This is a genomic window from Pseudomonas inefficax (assembly GCF_900277125.1).
In the GTDB taxonomy this organism is placed as follows: Bacteria; Pseudomonadota; Gammaproteobacteria; order Pseudomonadales; family Pseudomonadaceae; genus Aquipseudomonas; species Aquipseudomonas inefficax.
This window is the reverse complement of the sequence record NZ_OPYN01000073.1, coordinates 1-17,146: the sequence shown is the minus strand read 5'-3', so window position 1 is coordinate 17,146 and position 17,146 is coordinate 1. Positions and strand designations below refer to the sequence as shown.

At 62.3% G+C, this 17,146-nt stretch carries 14 protein-coding genes; 9 read left to right on the top strand and 5 right to left on the bottom strand.

What is annotated here, in order from left to right; genetic code table 11:
- Window positions 1–150 precede the first annotated feature (150 nt).
- From rdgC to sugE, 3 genes are all read left to right on the top strand, one after another.
- Entirely contained in the window at window positions 151–1,071 is a 921-nt protein-coding gene (rdgC, locus tag JV551A3_RS09185; protein WP_013971401.1) for a recombination-associated protein RdgC, read from the top strand.
- 179 nt (window positions 1,072–1,250) lie between these two features.
- Window positions 1,251–2,216: a bile acid:sodium symporter family protein gene (locus JV551A3_RS09180; RefSeq protein ID WP_133978587.1), complete on the top strand. Its 966-nt coding sequence runs from the start codon at window positions 1,251–1,253 to the stop codon at window positions 2,214–2,216.
- 229 nt (window positions 2,217–2,445) lie between these two features.
- A complete protein-coding gene (gene sugE / locus JV551A3_RS09175; protein WP_009686221.1) occupies window positions 2,446–2,763 on the top strand; it encodes a quaternary ammonium compound efflux SMR transporter SugE in 318 nt (105 codons plus the stop codon).
- A gap of 10 nt (window positions 2,764–2,773) precedes the next feature.
- Here sugE and JV551A3_RS09170 read toward each other — a convergent pair whose 3' ends face one another.
- Window positions 2,774–4,651, bottom strand: coding sequence for a 1-acyl-sn-glycerol-3-phosphate acyltransferase (locus JV551A3_RS09170; RefSeq protein ID WP_133970617.1), 1,878 nt, complete (start codon window positions 4,649–4,651; stop codon window positions 2,774–2,776).
- 271 nt (window positions 4,652–4,922) lie between these two features.
- Between JV551A3_RS09170 and JV551A3_RS09160 the strand changes: the two genes are divergently transcribed.
- On the top strand, window positions 4,923–6,101 hold the full coding sequence (locus JV551A3_RS09160) for an MFS transporter (protein ID WP_133970616.1): 1,179 nt from the start codon (window positions 4,923–4,925) through the stop codon (window positions 6,099–6,101).
- A 207-nt stretch (window positions 6,102–6,308) separates the two neighbouring features.
- Window positions 6,309–9,785 (top strand): hybrid sensor histidine kinase/response regulator, encoded by a 3,477-nt coding sequence (locus JV551A3_RS09155; RefSeq protein WP_133970615.1) that lies wholly within the window; start codon window positions 6,309–6,311, stop codon window positions 9,783–9,785.
- Here the strand turns inward: JV551A3_RS09155 and JV551A3_RS09150 are convergent.
- Window positions 9,757–11,130: a DNA recombination protein RmuC gene (locus JV551A3_RS09150; protein WP_166674226.1), complete on the bottom strand. Its 1,374-nt coding sequence runs from the start codon at window positions 11,128–11,130 to the stop codon at window positions 9,757–9,759. The genes JV551A3_RS09155 and JV551A3_RS09150 overlap by 29 nt on opposite strands.
- A 292-nt stretch (window positions 11,131–11,422) precedes the next feature.
- Entirely contained in the window at window positions 11,423–11,842 is a 420-nt protein-coding gene (locus JV551A3_RS09145) for a tetratricopeptide repeat protein (RefSeq protein ID WP_133970613.1), read from the bottom strand.
- Between the two features lie 951 nt (window positions 11,843–12,793).
- On the opposite strand from JV551A3_RS09145, the gene JV551A3_RS09140 reads away from it, so the two are divergent.
- The 3 genes from JV551A3_RS09140 (at window position 12,794) to JV551A3_RS09130 (ending at window position 15,178) form a co-directional block, all read left to right on the top strand.
- The gene (locus JV551A3_RS09140; RefSeq protein WP_009686213.1) at window positions 12,794–13,018 is read left to right on the top strand and encodes a hypothetical protein; all 225 of its coding nucleotides are present in this window, start codon (window positions 12,794–12,796) and stop codon (window positions 13,016–13,018) included.
- A gap of 249 nt (window positions 13,019–13,267) precedes the next feature.
- Window positions 13,268–13,750 carry a hypothetical protein gene (locus JV551A3_RS09135; protein WP_025338041.1) on the top strand — a complete coding sequence of 161 codons (483 nt, stop codon included), beginning with the start codon at window positions 13,268–13,270 and terminating at the stop codon, window positions 13,748–13,750.
- A gap of 147 nt (window positions 13,751–13,897) precedes the next feature.
- Window positions 13,898–15,178 (top strand): OmpP1/FadL family transporter, encoded by a 1,281-nt coding sequence (locus tag JV551A3_RS09130; RefSeq protein ID WP_133978585.1) that lies wholly within the window; start codon window positions 13,898–13,900, stop codon window positions 15,176–15,178.
- Between the two features lie 42 nt (window positions 15,179–15,220).
- Here JV551A3_RS09130 and JV551A3_RS09125 read toward each other — a convergent pair whose 3' ends face one another.
- Window positions 15,221–16,150: a LysR family transcriptional regulator gene (locus JV551A3_RS09125; protein WP_133970611.1), complete on the bottom strand. Its 930-nt coding sequence runs from the start codon at window positions 16,148–16,150 to the stop codon at window positions 15,221–15,223.
- Window positions 16,151–16,264: 114 nt separating this feature from the next.
- Here JV551A3_RS09125 and JV551A3_RS09120 point away from each other — a divergent pair, with 114 nt between their 5' ends.
- Window positions 16,265–16,525, top strand: a complete 261-nt coding sequence (locus tag JV551A3_RS09120; protein WP_063911565.1) for a DUF2798 domain-containing protein — start codon at window positions 16,265–16,267, stop codon at window positions 16,523–16,525.
- On the opposite strand, the gene JV551A3_RS30640 is transcribed toward JV551A3_RS09120, so the two are convergent.
- Complete coding sequence (locus JV551A3_RS30640; protein WP_167494822.1) at window positions 16,506–16,676, bottom strand: hypothetical protein; 171 nt, start codon at window positions 16,674–16,676, stop codon at window positions 16,506–16,508. The two genes, JV551A3_RS09120 and JV551A3_RS30640, sit on opposite strands and share 20 nt — an antisense overlap.
- Window positions 16,677–17,146: the final 470 nt, after the last annotated feature.

Sequence of the window (17,146 nt, the reverse complement as noted above, 5' to 3'; positions counted from 1 at the left end):
TCAAAAAAAACCTCAGCCCTTTCAAAGACCTAGCGTTGCCACCTGCATCTTTACCTCCAGCCAGGGCTACTGGCACTCCGACAGGGTTGGCCTGGGAGCACCGCTCGGAGAATAATGCCCGCCTCATGCATTAAGGAGAGATTGCCCCTCATGTGGTTCAAGAACCTGCTGACCTACCGCCTGACCCAGGAAGTCCCATTCGAGCCTGAAGCGCTGGAAGCGGCACTGGCCAGCAAGCCGGCCCGCCCCTGCGCCAGCCAGGAGCTGACCACCTATGGTTTCGTCGCGCCATTCGGCAAGGGCGAAGACGCTCCTCTGGTGCATGTCAGCGGCGAGTACCTGCTGATTGCCGCGCGCAAGGAAGAACGCATCCTGCCCAGCAGCGTGGTCAACGACGCGGTGAAGGAAAAGGTCGAAGAGATCGAGACCGAGCAGATGCGCAAGGTCTATAAAAAGGAACGCGACCAGATCAAGGACGAAATCATCCAGGCCTTTCTGCCGCGCGCGTTCATCCGCCGTTCGATGATCTTCGCAGCCATCGCCCCGCGCCTGGGCGTGATCCTGGTCAACTCGGCCAGCGCCAAGCGTGCCGAAGACCTGCTGTCGACCCTGCGTGAAGTGATGGGCTCGCTGCCGGTGCGCCCGGCCACCGTGAAAATCGCACCGGTCGCCACCATGACCGAGTGGGTCAAGTCGCAGGAAGCTGCAGAAGGCTTCTATGTGCTGGACGAGTGCGAACTGCGCGACACTGCCGAAGACGGCGGCATCGTGCGCTGCAAGCGCCAGGACCTGACCGGCGAGGAAATCCAGCTGCACCTGAGCACTGGCAAGGTGGTCACCCAGTTGGCCCTGGCCTGGCAGGACAAGCTGTCGTTCATTCTGGATGACAAGATGGTGATCAAGCGCCTGAAGTTCGAAGAACTGCTGCAGGAGCAGGCCGAACAGGACGGCGGCGATGAGGCTGCACAGCAGTTCGATGCCAGCTTCCAGTTGATGATGATGACCTTTGCCGAATTCCTGCCGGTGCTGTTCGAGGCGCTGGGTGGGGAAGAGATTCCGCAAGGGGTCTGAGGTAATTGAGGTATCGGTGCAGGCCTGAAAGATATTTTTTGCCTGCACCGGCCCTATCGCCGGCAAGCCAGCTCCCACAGGAACACCACAGTATTCGGAACCTGTAGCGTACCTGTGGGAGCTGGTTTGCCGGCGATAGGGCCCCTGAAATTCACAAAGATATAAAAAGGACTTGCCCCATGCGTGCCCTCGCCGCCCTCAGCCGCTTCGTCGGCAATACCTTCGCCCTGTGGGTGCTGGTGTTCGCCGTACTGGCCTTCGTACAACCGCAATGGTTCATTGCCCTGAAGGTGGCCATCGTGCCGCTGCTGGGCCTGGTGATGTTCGGCATGGGCCTTACCCTCAAGCTCGATGACTTCGCCGCCCTCGCCCGTCAGCCCTGGCGGGTGATGCTGGGGGTGGTCGCGCACTTCGTGATCATGCCGGGCATGGCCTGGCTGCTGTGCCAGGTGTTCCACCTGCCGCCGGAGATCGCCGTGGGCGTGATCCTGGTTGGTTGCTGCCCGAGCGGCACGGCGTCGAACGTGATGGTCTGGCTGTCGCGCGGCGACCTGGCGCTGGCAGTGGCGATCGCTGCGGTGACCACCCTGCTCGCCCCGCTGCTTACCCCGGCGTTGATCTGGTTCTTGGCCTCGGCCTGGTTGCCGGTGTCCTTCATGGACATGTTCTGGTCGATCCTGCAGCTGGTGATGCTGCCGATCGTGCTCGGGGTGCTGGCCCAGCGGCTGCTTGGCGCGCGGGTGCAGGCGGCGGTGCAGGTGCTGCCGCTGGTGTCGGTGGTGAGCATCGTGATGATCGTGTGCGCGGTGGTGGCGGCCAGCCAGGCGAAGATCGCCGAGTCTGGGCTGCTGATCATGGCGGTGGTGATATTGCACAACAGCTTCGGCTACTTGCTGGGGTACTTGACCGGCAGGCTGTGCAAGCTGCCACTGGCACAGCGCAAGTCGCTGGCGCTGGAGGTGGGCATGCAGAACTCCGGGCTGGGCGCGGCACTGGCAGCGGCGCATTTTTCGCCGCTGGCTGCGGTGCCGAGTGCGTTGTTCAGTGTTTGGCACAATATTTCCGGGGCGCTGCTGTCTACCTGGTTCCGGCGCATGGGGGAACCTGTGGCAGAAGCTGAAGGTGGGGAGCCGGCCAGGCATTGATATTGCCTGCATTGGCCCTTTCGCGGGTAAACCCGCTCCCACAGGTAATGCACAGATCTGAAAATTGTGGAGAACCCTGTGGGAGCGGGTTTACCCGCGAAGAGGCCCGCACAGGCTTGCCCAGAGGTTTGCATATGTGCACCATGTACCCACTGTGAGGACGACCTCACGACGCACCGCGTGACCATTCCGGGGACGGCCCCATCATTCACAACGATGGAGACGCACCATGTCCTGGATCATCCTGTTCTTCGCCGGCCTGTTCGAGGTCGGCTGGGCCGTCGGCCTGAAATACACCGACGGCTTCAGCAAGCCACTGCCCACCGTCCTCACCGTCGCCGCCATGGCCATCAGCCTGGGCCTGCTGGGCCTGGCCATGAAAGAGCTGCCGCTGGGTACCGCCTATGCCATCTGGACCGGCGTCGGCGCCGTCGGCACGGTGATCGCCGGCATCATCCTGTTCGGCGAGTCCATGGCCCTGGTACGCCTGGTCAGCGTGGCACTGATCATTACCGGCCTGGTCGGCCTGAAAGTCAGCGCCAGCTAACGCCCTCCCCCTAGCGCAGGTTGCCGCGCAGGCGTCTGACCTGCTCACGCAACGCCTCTGGCTGCGCCGCCTCCACCGGGATGGCGGCGCCAGCCACGATGGTCACCCGGGACCACAGTCGCTTGAAAAAGCCCTTGGCCGGGTCACGGCTGAAGTAGCTGCCCCAAAGCCCCTGCAAGGCCAACGGAATGACCGGCACCGGGGTTTCGTCGAGGATGCGGTTGACGCCGCCCTTGAACACATCGATTTCGCCGTCCCCGGTCAGCTTGCCCTCCGGGAAGATGCATACCAGCTCACCATCGGCCAGGTACTCGGCAATGCGCGCGAAAGCACGTTCGTAGGTAGCCAGGTCTTCGTTGCGCCCGGCAATCGGGATGGCGCCTGCGGTGCGGAACACGAAGTTGAGTACCGGCAAGTTGTAGATCTTGTAGTACATGACGAAGCGGATCGGCCGGCGGATCGCCCCGCCCAGCAGCAACGCATCGACGAACGACACGTGGTTGCACACCAGCAGCGCCGCGCCTTCGTCGGGAATGCGCTCGAGGTCGCGGTGCTGCACGCGGTACATCGAATGGCTGAGCAGCCAGATCAGGAAGCGCATGGTGAACTCGGGCACGATCCTGAAGATATAGGCGTTGACCGCGATATTGAGCAGCGACACCACCAGGAACAGCTGCGGGATGCTCAACTCGGCCAGGCCCAGCAGGATGATGGTGAGCACTGCCGACACCACCATGAACAGGGCATTGAGGATGTTGTTGGCAGCGATCACCCGGGCGCGCTGGTCTTCGACCGTGCGGGCCTGGATCAGTGCATACAGCGGTACTATGTAGAAGCCGCCGAACACCCCAAGGCCGACGATCGACAGCAGGATCCACCAGGCCTGGCCCATGCCCAACAGCGCCAGCCAGTCGTGCGGCGCCGCAGCAGCCGGTACATCGCCGGAGTGCCACCACCACAGCAGGCCGAACAGGCTCAGGCCGAACGAGCCGAAGGGCACCAGGCCGATTTCCACCTTGCGCCCGCTAAGCCGCTCGCATAGCAGCGAACCCAGGGCAATCCCCACCGAGAACAAGGTCAGTACCAGGGTCACCACCGTGCCATCACCGTGCAGCCAGTCCTTGGCGTAGGCCGGGATTTGCGTGAGGTAGATGGCGCCGACGAACCAGAACCACGAGTTGCCGACGATCGAGCGCGACACCGCCGGCGGCTGCCCCAGGCCCATGCGCAGGATCGCCCAAGACTGCTTGAAGATGTTCCAGTCCAGCGGCATTTGCGGCGAGGCGGCAGCGGCCCGCGGGATCCAGCGGCTGGCCAGGTAGCCGAGCACGGCGGTGCCGACCACGCCACCGGCCACCACGGCGGCATAGCTTTCGCTCGACATCATCACCCCGGCGCCGATGGTGCCGGCGAGGATCGCCAGGAAGGTACCGGTTTCCACCAGCCCGTTGCCGCCGACCAGTTCTTCCTCGCGCAGGGCCTGCGGCAGGATCGAGTACTTCACCGGGCCGAACAGCGCCGAGTGGGTTCCCATGCCGAACAGCGCCACCAGCATCAGCGTCAGGTGGTTGGTGATGAAGCCGAGTGCGCCGACCGACATGATCGCGATCTCGGCCAGCTTGATGGCCCGGATCAATGCATCCTTGGCGAACTTCTCGCCAAACTGCCCGCCCAGCGCCGAAAACAGGAAAAACGGCAGGATGAACAGCAGGGCGCACAGGTTTACCCAGATCGAACGGTCACCGTCGCCCAGGCTGAGCTTGAACAGGATCGCCAGGATCAGCGACTGCTTGAACAGGTTGTCATTGAAGGCACCCAGCGACTGGGTGATGAAAAACGGCAGGAAACGCCGCTTGCCGAGCAAGGTGAATTGCGAGGAGTGACTCATCGTCCTTGGTCCTGAGGGCTTTTCAATTGGAGGCGCGCCGGGCGCGACAAGCCACAAATCTGCATGGGAAATGCACTGGCTGGCAAGCGCTCAAGGATTTTGGAGGGCTGTACCGGTCCTTTCGCGGGCACGCCCGCTCCCACAGGGATATCACATGCCTTGAGGGCAGCGCCGTAACTGTGGGAGCGGGCGTGCCCGCGAAAGGCCTGCGCAGCAGGCCTCTGTTGGCATATGCTGGTCACCACGGCAAAACAGAACAACAAGGATGTGTATGCTCGCCGCCATAAAACGCTACCCGCACACTGTACGCCTGCTGCTCGGCACCACCTTCACCCTCACCGTCGCCCGTGCCCTCACCCTGCCCTACCTGGTGGTGTACCTGGCCGACAATTTCCAGCTGCCGATCAGCCAGATCGGCCTGCTGATCGGTGGCGCACTGATCATCGCCTCGCTGCTGAGCCTGTATGGCGGCCACCTGGTGGATACCTTGCGCAACCACACACTGGTCAGCGCCAGCACCCTGCTGTTTGCCTTGGCCTTTGTCGGTGCGGTCGCCAGCAACTCGGCACTGCTGTTCTTTCTCTGCCTGGTAATGATCAACCTGGCCCTGGCAGTGGTCGACATCGCCGCCAAGGCGGGCTTCTGCGCATTGCTCCCGGTGGAGGAACGGGCCGAAGTGTTCGCCATCAAGTACACCCTCAGCAACGTCGGCTACGCCGCCGGCCCGCTGCTGGGGGTGGCCATGCTGGAGCTGAATGACCATATGCCGTTCATCGCCTCCGCCCTGCTCGGCCTGGGCATGTGCCTGGCCTACTGGCGCCTGGGTGACCGCAGCCTGCAGGCCAGTGTGCCGGACAAGCCCCGGGTCGGCTTTGGCCAGGTGGCACTGGGGCTGGCCCGTGACCGGCGGCTGGTATGCTTCACCCTGGGCGGGGTGCTGAGCGCGGTGGTATTCGGCCAGTTCACCGCCTACCTGTCGCAGTACCTGGTGGTAACCAGCAGCCCGGCCGAGGCGGCGCGCCTGATCGGTTATCTGGTGACCACCAACGCGGTGACGGTGATTGCCCTTCAGTACCTGATCGGCCGCCGCATCAGCCGCCAGCGCCTGATGCCCTGGCTGCTGGCCGGCATGGGCCTGTTCATCGCCGGGCTGCTGGGCTTTGCCTTTGCCGGTTCGGCGCTGGCGTGGTGCCTGGCGATGCTGGTGTTCACCCTGGGCGAGATCATCGTGATCCCGGCCGAGTACATGTTCATCGACCTGATCGCGCCGGAGCACTTGCGTGGGGTGTATTACGGAGCACAGAACCTGTCCAACCTCGGCGCGGCGCTGGGGCCGGTGATGGTGGGGTTCGCCCTGGTGCACCTGTGGCCGGGGGCGATCTTCTACCTGCTGGTGTTGTCGGTGATACTGGCGGGGGTGTTTTATTGGCTGGGTACCCGTAAAGGATGATGTCTGCTCTGCTGGCCTCTTCGCGGGTGAACCCGCTCCCACAGTGCAGTACCTGTGGGAGCGGGTTCACCCGCGAAAGGGCCGGCACAGGTTAACGAGAACCCTGCGACCACCTGCCACTGCGACCATCGTCTGCGCTGACGAAGCGGCACCTGCGTGCCAGACTGATTGATCGGGACCGCGTTATCTTTTTGCTTCGGAGTTTTCATGTCGTTGTCCAGCGGGCTGATCGCCGTGGTCGCCCTGGCCTATATGGCCATCATGTTCGCCATCGCCTTCTACGGCGACCGCCGCAGCACGCCGTTGCCGCCGAAGCTGCGTGCCTGGGTGTACAGCCTGTCGCTGGCCGTGTACTGCACCAGCTGGACGTTCTTCGGCGCGGTCGGCCAGGCCGCCGAACAGCTCTGGGCATTCCTGCCGATCTACCTGGGCCCGGTGCTGCTGCTGATCTTCGCGCCCTGGGTGCTGCAGAAGATGGTGCTGATCAGCAAGCAACAGAACATCACCTCGATTGCCGACTTCATCGCCGCGCGCTATGGCAAGTCGCAATCCCTGGCGGTGGTCGTGGCGCTGATCTGCCTGATCGGCGTGCTGCCGTACATCGCCTTGCAGCTCAAGGGCATCGTGCTGGGCGTGAACCTGCTGATCGGCGCCAATGCCGACGCCACCGGCACCCGCGTACAGGACACCGCACTGGTCGTGTCGCTGGTACTGGCACTGTTCGCCATCGTCTTCGGTACCCGCAGCCTGGACGTGACCGAACACCACCGCGGCATGGTCCTGGCGATTGCCTTCGAATCGTTGATCAAGCTGCTGGCCTTCCTGGCCGTAGGTATCTTCATCGTCTTCAACCTGTATGACGGCTTCGACGACCTGTTCAGCCAGGCCCGCCAGTCGATCCACCTGCAAGACTATTGGCAGGAGACCATCAACTGGCCGTCGATGGTGGTACAGACCGCCGTGGCGATGATGGCGATCATCTGCCTGCCACGGCAGTTCCACGTCACCGTGGTGGAGAACATCGAACCCCAGGACATGCGCCTGGCGCGCTGGGTATTTCCGATGTACCTGGCGCTGGCCGCGCTGTTCGTGGTGCCGATCGCACTGGCCGGGCAGATGCTGCTGCCGGGCACGGTGATCTCCGATTCGTTCGTCATCAGCCTGCCGCTGGCCGAGGCACACCCGAGCCTGGCCCTGCTGGCATTCATCGGTGGTGCCTCGGCGGCCACCGGCATGGTCATCGTCGAGGCCGTGGCGCTATCGACCATGGTCTCCAACGACATGCTGCTGCCCTGGCTGCTGCGCCGTACCAACGCCGAGCGGCCGTTCGAGGCGTTCCGCCACTGGATGCTCTCGGTACGCCGGGTGACCATCGTGGTGATCCTGCTGCTGGCGTATGTCAGTTACCGCCTGCTGGGATCGACCGCCAGCCTGGCGACCATCGGCCAGATCGCCTTCGCCGCCGTGACCCAACTGACCCCGGCCATGCTCGGTGCGCTGTACTGGAAACAGGCCAACCGCCGCGGTGTGTTCGCCGGCCTGGCCGCTGGTATTTTCCTGTGGTTCTACACCCTGGTGCTGCCGATTGCCGCGCACAGCGTGGGCTGGTCGCTGCAGCTGTTCCCTGGGTTGGCGTGGCTGCACGGCAACCCGCTGAACCTGCCGATCAGCCCGCTGACCCAGGGCGTGGTGCTGTCGCTGGCGGGCAACTTCACCCTGTTCGCCTGGGTCTCGGTACTGTCGCGCACGCGGGTTTCCGAGCATTGGCAGGCCGGCCGCTTCATCGGCCAGCAAACCAGCGCCAGGCCCAGCAGCAAGCCGCTGCTGGCGGTGCAGATCGACGACCTGCTGACCTTGGCCTCGCGCTTCGTCGGTGAAGAGCGCGCCCGGCAGAGCTTCATCCGCTTCGCCTACCGCCAGGGCAAGGGCTTCAACCCCAACCAGAACGCCGACGGCGACTGGATCGAACACACCGAACGCCTGCTGGCCGGGGTACTCGGCACCTCGTCGACCCGTGCCGTGGTCAAGGCCGCCATCGAAGGCCGCGACATGCAGCTGGAAGACGTGGTGCGTATCGCCGACGAAGCCAGCGAGGTGCTGCAGTTCAACCGCGCCCTGCTGCAAGGGGCCATCGAGAACATCAACCAGGGCATCAGCGTGGTCGACCAGAACCTGCACCTGGTGGCCTGGAACCGCCGTTACCTGGAACTGTTCAACTACCCCGACGGGCTGATCAGCGTGGGCCGGCCGATCGCCGACATCATTCGCTACAACGCCGAGCGCGGGCTGTGCGGCCCGGGCGAGGCGCAGGTGCATGTGGCGCGACGCCTGCACTGGATGCGTCAGGGCCGTGCACACTCCTCCGAGCGCTTGTTCCCCAATGGCCGGGTGATCGAACTGATCGGCAACCCGATGCCGGGCGGCGGTTTCGTCATGAGCTTCACCGATATCACCCCGTTCCGCGAGGCTGAACAGGCCCTGCGCGATGCCAACGAAGGCCTGGAGCAACGGGTGGCGGAACGCACTCATGAGCTGTCGCAACTGAACCAGGCGTTGTCCGAAGCAAAGAGCCGTGCCGAAGCGGTGAGCCAGTCCAAGACCCGTTTCCTGGCTGCGGTCAGCCATGACCTGATGCAGCCGCTGAATGCCGCCCGGCTGTTCTCTGCCGCCTTGTCGCAGCAGGCCGAGGGCATGAATGACGAGGCCCGCCAGCTGGTGCAGCACATGGACAGCTCGCTGCGCTCGGCCGAAGAGCTGATCAGTGACCTGCTGGACATCTCGCGCCTGGAGAACGGCAAGATCACACCGGATGCCAAACCCTTTGCCCTCAACGAGCTGTTCGACACCCTGGGCGCGGAATTCAAAGTGCTGGCCGCCGAGAAGGGCCTGGAGTTCCGCCTGCGTGGCAGCCGCCTGCGGGTGGACAGCGACATGAGGCTGCTGCGCCGGGTGCTGCAGAACTTCCTGACCAACGCCCTGCGCTATGGCAAAAGCCCGATCCTGCTGGGTGCACGGCGCCAAGGTGAACGGTTGTGGCTCGAGGTGTGGGACCGCGGCCCGGGCATCGCCGACGACAAGCTGCAGGAGATCTTCCAGGAGTTCAAGCGCCTGGACAGCCACCAGACCCGCGCCGAAAAAGGCCTGGGCCTGGGCCTGGCGATCGCCGACGGCCTGTGCCGGGTGCTGGGGCACAAGCTGGAAGTGCGCTCGTGGCCAGGCAAGGGCACGGTGTTCCGCGTCAGCGTACCGATTGCCCGCCAGGCCGCCCCGGCGCCCACCGCCCCGGTAGAACAGGGCGGCCAGCCCCTGGCCGGGCTGCAGGTACTGTGCGTGGACAATGAAGACAGCATCCTGATCGGCATGAACAGCCTGCTCAGCCGCTGGGGCTGCCAGGTATGGACCGCGCGCAACCAAGCCGAATGCGAAGCCTTGCTGGGCAAAGGCATGCGCCCGCACCTGGCGCTGGTGGACTACCACCTGGACGACGGCGAGACCGGTACCGGGCTGATGGGCTGGCTACGCGCGCGCCTGGGCGAGCCGGTGCCGGGTGTGGTGATCAGTGCCGACGGCAGCAAGGAAACCCTCGCCATGGTGCATGCCGCCGGCTTGGACTACCTGGCCAAGCCGGTCAAGCCGGCGGCCCTGCGCGCCATGCTCAATCGCCATCTGAGCCTGGTTCAGTAAGCGCTTCGTCCGGCAACGCCTCGTCGGACAGCGCCCGCTCCAGCAGGTCGGCCGGCAGGCTCTTGCTGGCGCGGGCGCCCAGCAGCTTCAACTGTTCGCTGCGGCTGACCAGGTTGCCGCGCCCTTCGCACAGCTTGTTACGCGCGGCAGCATAGGCCTTGTCCACCTGCTGCAGGCGGCTGCCCAGCTCGTCCAGGTCCTGGATGAACAGCACGAACTTGTCGTACAGCCAGCCGGCACGCTCGGCGATCTCGCGGGCGTTCTGGCCCTGTCGTTCCTGCTTCCACAGGCTGTCGATCACCCGCAAGGTAGCCAGCAAGGTGGTCGGGCTGACGATCACGATCTGCCGGTCGAAGGCTTCCTGGAACAGGTTCGGCTCGGCCTGCAGGGCTGCCGAGAAGGCTGCCTCGATCGGCACGAACAGCAGTACGAAATCCAGGCTGTGCAGGCCTTCGAGGCGGTTGTAATCCTTGCTCGACAGGCCTTTGACGTGGCTGCGCAGCGACTGCACATGCTGCTTGAGCGCGGCCTCGTCATTGCTGGCGACGAACTGCTGGTAGGCGGTGAGGCTGACCTTGGCATCCACCACTACCTGCTTGTCGCCCGGCAGCATGATCAGCACATCAGGCTGGAAGCGCTCGCCATCGGCGCTCTTGAGGCTGACCTGGGTCTGGTATTCGCGGCCCTTTTCCAGGCCGGCATGCTCCAATACCCGTTCGAGGATCAGCTCACCCCAGTTGCCCTGGGTTTTCTGGCCCTTCAGCGCCTGGGTCAGGTTGGTGGCTTCGTCGGAAAGCCGCAGGTTCAGTTGTTGCAGGCGCTCCAGCTCCTTGCCCAGCGAGAAGCGCTCGCGGGCTTCCTGCTGGTAGCTTTCCTCCACGCGTTTTTCAAAGGCCTGGATGCGCTCCTTGAGCGGGTCGAGCAACTGGCCGAGATGCTGCTGGCTGGTCTGGGCGAAGCGCTGCTCGCGCTCGTCGAAGATCTTGGTAGCCATGTCGGCGAACTGGGCGCGCAGGGTGTCGCGGGCTTCCTGCAGGTCTTCCAGGCGCTGCTGGTGGCTTTCCTGGTGCTCGCGCAGTTCGGCGTCCAGGCGTGCGGTCTGGGCCTCCAGGCGGCGCAGTTCGGCTTCGCGGTTGGCACGCTCGAGGTTCCAGGCGTGGGCGGCGTCGCGGGCGTTGTCGCGGTCGATCTGCAGCAGCTCCAGCTCACGGCCCTGGGCGGCCAGCTGGGTCTGCTTGACGGTGTTGGCTTCGGTAAGGTCGCTGACCTCGTCGCGGCTGGCGTCCAGTTGCGCCTGCAAGCCGGCCAGAGCCAGCTGGGCAGCATTGAGGCGCTCTTCAAGCAAGGCCTGCTCGCCTTGCCGCGCGCCCTGGCGGCGCTGCACCTGCATGACCCAACCCAGGCAAGGTAATGCACCTGCCACCAAGCCCAGCAGAATGCTGGCCAGATCCACTGTCATGCTTACCCCGAATGATCCTGGATGAATGCATCGCAGCTTATCAGCCTGAGCGGTGTGTTGCCTGTTCCGGCCTCTTCGCGGGTAAACCCGCTCCCACAGGGATTGCACAGTATCCGAGGTATAGCTATTTCTGTGGGAGCGGGTTTACCCGCGAAGAGGCCAGTGCTGGCAACACACCTCAGGCATGGAACCACTGCCTCAAAAGCCGCCGCGCCTCCTGCGACCCCTGCCCCGCCGCCAGCTCCAGCCAGTACCGCGCCTGCTCCGGCTCGCTGTGCTGGCACAGCCGCGCATATTCCAGCTGCGCCCGCCGGTCACCGGCGCGGGCAGCCTGGCGCAGCAGCTCATGGCCAATACGCCGGTCACGGGCATTGCCGCAATCACGGCACAACATCTGCCCCAGCCGGCTTTGCGCCACTACCACACCCTGACGCGCCGGCTGTTTCAACAGGCGCCCGGCAAGGTGCTTGACCTGCGGCTTGTCACCCAGGCGCGGGTTATCGAGCAGCCACAAGGCCACTTTGAGCGAAAACCGTTTGGGGGGAGGCGCAGGCGTGGATGCAGCGGGGCTGGCGAGGGGTTTACCGCGAGACTTCATGAGCAACAGGTATGGCAACTCGTAAGGCGCGCCACTTTACCCTTTTTTTTGCACCTTGGCCGTTCGATTTCCGGAGGATTGAAAAAATTTTCAATGATCTTTTCTTGACGTTTTCAAGTGGATGACCAAGAGGGCTTCCGAAGCATGTCGATTGTCGGACAGTTAACTGCATTGCTGGCACGCCCGTCCTAGAGCAAGCGCTCGGGACAATCCACAGTTCCTGTGGATAACTCGGTGGACAACCCCCCCACATCCCCCGCAAACCCCCATGAATTGGGGCTTTCGCTCAAACTGACGATTTTTTCACCAGCTAAAAATAGTGTTTTTTTTCATTGACTTAACCGCCCAGTCAAGGCATTGGCGAGGCTGTCATGGCGTGCTGCGAGGCAGTTGCAAGCGCTGCTCCGAATGTGAACAAGTGCACCATAAACCTTCATTTGAGTGCACGAAATCGGTACATCCGGCCGGATGCGGGCTTTTTGCCCCCTCTTCCCAGCAGAGCAAATACGCGCCATACTGCTCGGCTCACCTGAACAAACATGAAATGCTTGCCAAGCGCCTGCATTTCCGTTAAGGTGCGCCTCGTTAGTACCAAGCTGAAAGTCAATTCTGGCCTTGAGCGTCCTTGCAGCCCCGCTCCTCCCAAGGGTGGCGCTGCTGAAATCAGGACCGGCCAATTCGATGATTCACTCGCCAGCCCAGCGCTGTTCAAGCACGAATCACGTGACAGATTGATCAGGATCCCACCCCGACGGCCTAGAACCATGGCCCCGGCGTGCTGCCTGCCTTCTGAAGTACCTACCAGTCAGCCCACGCGCCCACTTTTGATTGCGCTCCCTCTGGCTGCCCTGTTCCAGTCAGGTTCGTTCGTCCCTTAATAAAGGCGTCACTGGAACGTTTCTATCATGCACGGATCATAACCCCGTGTTTAAAGCAGGAACCTCCAACAATATGCAAACTCATCATCAGATTCAGGCTGCGATTGGCACCCTCTCCCAGGCCTTCTCGCCGTTGAAGTGCCTTATCGTTGCCCCTCGCAAGGGCAGCTTCAGCTTCACCCTGGTAGACGAACACGGCGTCGCCTGCCACACCGAGCGGCTCTACCCTGAACAGTACAGCCGCAATGAACCGCTGCAGGCGGTCATCGCCCGAACCCGCCAGTCGCTCACTGCGTGAGTGGCGAATATTGCGGTATTCAAGCGCTGAATGATCCCATCGCAAGCCTGCCTGAACGTTCGCGGCGTAATTGCCTTAAGGCATATAGCCCGGTACGTCAGGCAGCAATCGATTTAAAAACAGCCCTTTACACCACGATTATCACACTACACTTCAACTCGAGCGGTGCTTGCCGCTTCCGGCGGGCCTGATCACTCACCAGCTGCCAAGCTCCAGCGCCCGTCCGGCCCCTAACTGCTCGAGGGCATCATGGGTATCGCGGCGAATGAATTGTGTCAGTATGTGATCCGACCTACCCTGGTCTACCTGAACCGCCACTGCGCCAGCGCCGAAGCCTTGCTGCTGGGCATCGCCGCCAGCCAGTCGGCCCTGGGGTCGGCCTTGCACGACCGTCGTGGCCACGGCCTGTACCGTATCGGCGAACACCGTCACCAGGCGATCTGGGACGACTACCTTGCCCGCGACCCCGATCTGGCCAGCCTGGTCCGCGGCCTGGCTAGCCAGCACGCCTTCCTCGGCGGCCCGCACCTGGAACTCACCGTAAACCTGCGCTATTCCACCGCCATTGCCTGGATGCTCGTTGAAGAGCAGGCCACGCCCTTGCCTGCCGCCGACGACCTTCTCGCACTGGCGCGGATCTGGCGACAGATTTTCAACCCCCAAGGTCGCCTGCGCGACTTCACCCACGCTTGGCATACCTGCATAGATCAGAGATTGCCGCAGGCATCTTGAGACGCGTCCTACAACGAAACCGGAAAAAAGGGAATTTTGGTCGGATTGTCCTACAAAACCGCTCTATCTCCTGCGATTGAGGCTATAGCGCGGCGCGTGATTTGTTGGTAGCTTTTCGCCCCGGAGATCCCAAGGAGTTTTCTAATAATGAAAAAAGTAATGCTCAAAACCTCCCTCGGCATTGCCGTTGCCCTCGCTTCCAGCCAACTGCTTGCCGCAGGTTTCGCGCTGAACGAGCAAAGCATCAGCAGCATGGGGACCGGTTTCGCGGGACGTTCGTCTTCTGCCGAAGATGCCAGCACTGTGTATGGCAACCCTGCAGGCATGTCGCGCCTGAAGCGCGAACAGGTCACCGTGGGTGGTGCGGCCGTGATAGCCAAAACCGATATTTCGGGCCGTGGTAGCAATTTCGGGGGGGAAACCGATGGCGACATGGTCCCGGTCGTGGGCGTGCCCATGGGTTACTATGTCAAGCCGATCGATGACCACTGGAGCGTTGGCTTCGGCGTTTACGTGCCATACGGCCTGATCACCGACTACGGCAGCGGCGACGCGGCGCGTTACTGGGGCAAGAAGAGCAAGGTCGAGGTTGTCACCTTCCAGCCAACCATCAGCTATGCCTTCAACGACAAGGTGTCGATCGGTTTTGGCCCGACCATCAACCGCATCAAGGGTGAGCTGGGCTCGAACCTGGCCAGCAAGGCCCTGCTGGGCCCCAACGGCCCTGATGGCGAAGTCAAGATCAAGGGCGACGACACCGCGATCGGTTACAACATTGGTGTTCTCGTTCAAGCTACTGATCGTACCCGTCTGGGTCTGACCTATCACTCGATGGTCGACTACAAGCTTGAAGGCGATACTCGTGTTTCCTACCCGATTCCCCAGCTTGGTCTGAACGGCAAGTTCGACGCCAGCCTGAAAATCAAGACGCCGGAGTCTGTGGACTTCTCGGTCACCCATGAACTGGATGACCACTGGACACTGTATGCCGGTAGCACCTGGACGCGCTGGAGCCGCCTGGAGAGCATCGTAGTCAAGAACGAAGCACCGGCCGGCTACCCGCTGCAGACCATCACCGAAGAGCAGAACTGGCATGACACCTGGGCCCATGCCATTGGCGCGGCCTACAAGGTAAACAAGGAATGGACCCTGCGCGCAGGCTTCTCGGTCGACCAGTCGCCGACCAACAACCACGATCGCTCGCCACGTATTCCAACGGGTGATCGTAAAGCGGTCAGCTTTGGTGCCGGCTGGAGCCCGAACGATGACATGACCATCGATGTTGCCTACTCGTATCTGTGGGAAGAAGATACCAAGGTCAACAATGTGTCGGGCTCGCCGACACAACAGGCGTTGAAAGGTACCTACCAGGCCAAGTACGAGAACAGCGCTCACGGTATCGGTGCGTCCCTCACCTACCGCTTCTGATCAGTACGCTTCACATGAAAAACCGCCCTCGTGGCGGTTTTTTCATACTTGCACCTGCCAGCTGTCGCCCAGGGCTTCGCAAAGGTAGTCCATGAATACACGCACTTTAGCGGTCATGGCGAAGCGGTCGGCCAGACACAGGTAGATATCCATCGGTTCGGTCTGGGCATAGGCCTGGCCGCTGTCGCTGTATTCGAACAACGGTACCAGCGCCCCGGCGGCCAGATGCGGCCGGACGATGAACTCGGCCAGGCGGGTGATGCCGCCATCGTGCAGTGCCATCTGGGTCAGGGCATCGATGTCGTCGCTGATCAGGACACTGCCGAATTCTGCCTCGAACCGCAGCCCGTCGCGCATGAAGCCCCAACGCAGGAAGCGCCCATCCACCGGATAGCGGAACACCAGGCAGCGATGATCACGCAAGGCCTCGGGCGTGGCCGGTACACCGGCGCTTTGCAGGTAACCGGGCGAGGCACAGCAAATGAATGGTATACGGGCGATATGCCGGGCCACCAACTGGTCCTCCAGCTGTGGAGCAATGCGCAGGCTCACATCCACATCTTCGCGAGCATGGTTGACCCGGCGATCAGTCGTTATCAACTCTATCGAAAGTAGTGGGTAGCGGGCACTGAACGCGGGTATCAATGGTGCCATAACGTGGCGACCGAAGGCGGACGTCGAGGCAATGCACAGCCGCCCCTGGGGTTCACTGTCGGGGGTGGTGACGGCCTGTTCGGCCATGGCCAGGTCGCGTTCGATGTGCCTGACGCGTTCGTAGTACTGGGTACCGGCGGGTGTCAGCGCCATACTGCGGGTGGTGCGGCTGAGCAGGCGAACCTGCAAGTGGCCTTCCAGGCGTGCCAGGTTCTGGCTGACCGCAGCCGGGCTCAGGCCCAGGTTGCGGGCACCGGCGGCGATGCTACCGGCTTCGACCACCTTGATGAAGCTGCGAATGGCGTTGAGCAGGTCCATGCCGAGCCCTTGGATTCGTAAGAATCTCTTTATAAAGAACTCAGTACGGCTGGTCTACAGCTGCTGCCGTGTGCGTTGCTAACCTGCGCCTTTAATCACCTTCCAGGAGTTCGCATGAGCAACCTGTCCCAGGCACGCAGTCGACGCAAATTGCACCCGGGGGCCACGCCCTACGTTTTTGCCTTCTACATGTCGTCGATCATGGCGCTGTTGATGTGTTTCGTGATCACGGCAGCGAATGCGGGGGTTAACCCCGAATATCTCGGTAACGTGCTGAAGGCGTACCAGTTGGCGATGCCTGTGGCGTTCGTATGTGTGTTGATGGTCAGGCCGGTGGTGGTGCGGTTGGTGGCGATTACGGTGCATGCAAAGTGAAGTAACCCGAAACCAAGGCAAGTCCCCTGCTTTGGCTCTTGATCTTGATCTTGATCTTGATCTTGATCTTGATCTTGATCTTGATCTTGATCTTGATCTTCGCGACTTCAGGAGGCCGAGCAGAGGTCTTGCGGAGGGAGGTGACGGGCATGGATGCCCGTCAAGCGCTGAGGCCCCATGGATGGGGCCTGCAGCGCGTACTCCCGGGAGCAAGACCGGCGCGAGGGAACCCCGCAGCGTAGCGCAGGGGCCGGATGATGGGAGCGCAGCGTTTTTTGGTTACTTTTTGCCGCGTTTGGCAAAAAGTGACTCGCCGTAAGGGCGAAAAGGTGAGTGTGCGTCGCCATCGTAAATGGACTATGCGCGAGATCAAGACCAGTACTTTTCCGCTCTTCGCTCTTCGCTCTTCACTTTCAAGCGTGGGCATCAACAACAAGGTCAACATTCATTTTCGAAGGTGGCGCTTAATCACCTTTCCGCCCTTACGGCGGGTCACTTTTTGTCAAACGCGACAAAAAGTAACCAAAAAACGCTGGCGGTATGACTCACCCACATGGGTTACAAATCAGTTCACGCACATAGGTAACAGTCTTTAACTGGCAAGGTCGGTTTTCGAGGATC

Coding starts and splice junctions, on each gene's coding strand:
- rdgC (WP_013971401.1), top strand. CDS start 151: ATGTGGTTCAAGAACCTGCTGACCTACCGCCTGACCCAGGAAGTCCCA.
- JV551A3_RS09170 (WP_133970617.1), bottom strand. CDS start 4,651: ATGAGTCACTCCTCGCAATTCACCTTGCTCGGCAAGCGGCGTTTCCTG.
- JV551A3_RS09130 (WP_133978585.1), top strand. CDS start 13,898: ATGAAAAAAGTAATGCTCAAAACCTCCCTCGGCATTGCCGTTGCCCTC.
- JV551A3_RS09145 (WP_133970613.1), bottom strand. CDS start 11,842: ATGAAGTCTCGCGGTAAACCCCTCGCCAGCCCCGCTGCATCCACGCCT.
- JV551A3_RS09135 (WP_025338041.1), top strand. CDS start 13,268: ATGGGTATCGCGGCGAATGAATTGTGTCAGTATGTGATCCGACCTACC.
- sugE (WP_009686221.1), top strand. CDS start 2,446: ATGTCCTGGATCATCCTGTTCTTCGCCGGCCTGTTCGAGGTCGGCTGG.
- JV551A3_RS09120 (WP_063911565.1), top strand. CDS start 16,265: ATGAGCAACCTGTCCCAGGCACGCAGTCGACGCAAATTGCACCCGGGG.
- JV551A3_RS09180 (WP_133978587.1), top strand. CDS start 1,251: ATGCGTGCCCTCGCCGCCCTCAGCCGCTTCGTCGGCAATACCTTCGCC.
- JV551A3_RS09155 (WP_133970615.1), top strand. CDS start 6,309: ATGTCGTTGTCCAGCGGGCTGATCGCCGTGGTCGCCCTGGCCTATATG.
- JV551A3_RS09140 (WP_009686213.1), top strand. CDS start 12,794: ATGCAAACTCATCATCAGATTCAGGCTGCGATTGGCACCCTCTCCCAG.
- JV551A3_RS30640 (WP_167494822.1), bottom strand. CDS start 16,676: ATGCCCGTCACCTCCCTCCGCAAGACCTCTGCTCGGCCTCCTGAAGTC.
- JV551A3_RS09125 (WP_133970611.1), bottom strand. CDS start 16,150: ATGGACCTGCTCAACGCCATTCGCAGCTTCATCAAGGTGGTCGAAGCC.
- JV551A3_RS09160 (WP_133970616.1), top strand. CDS start 4,923: ATGCTCGCCGCCATAAAACGCTACCCGCACACTGTACGCCTGCTGCTC.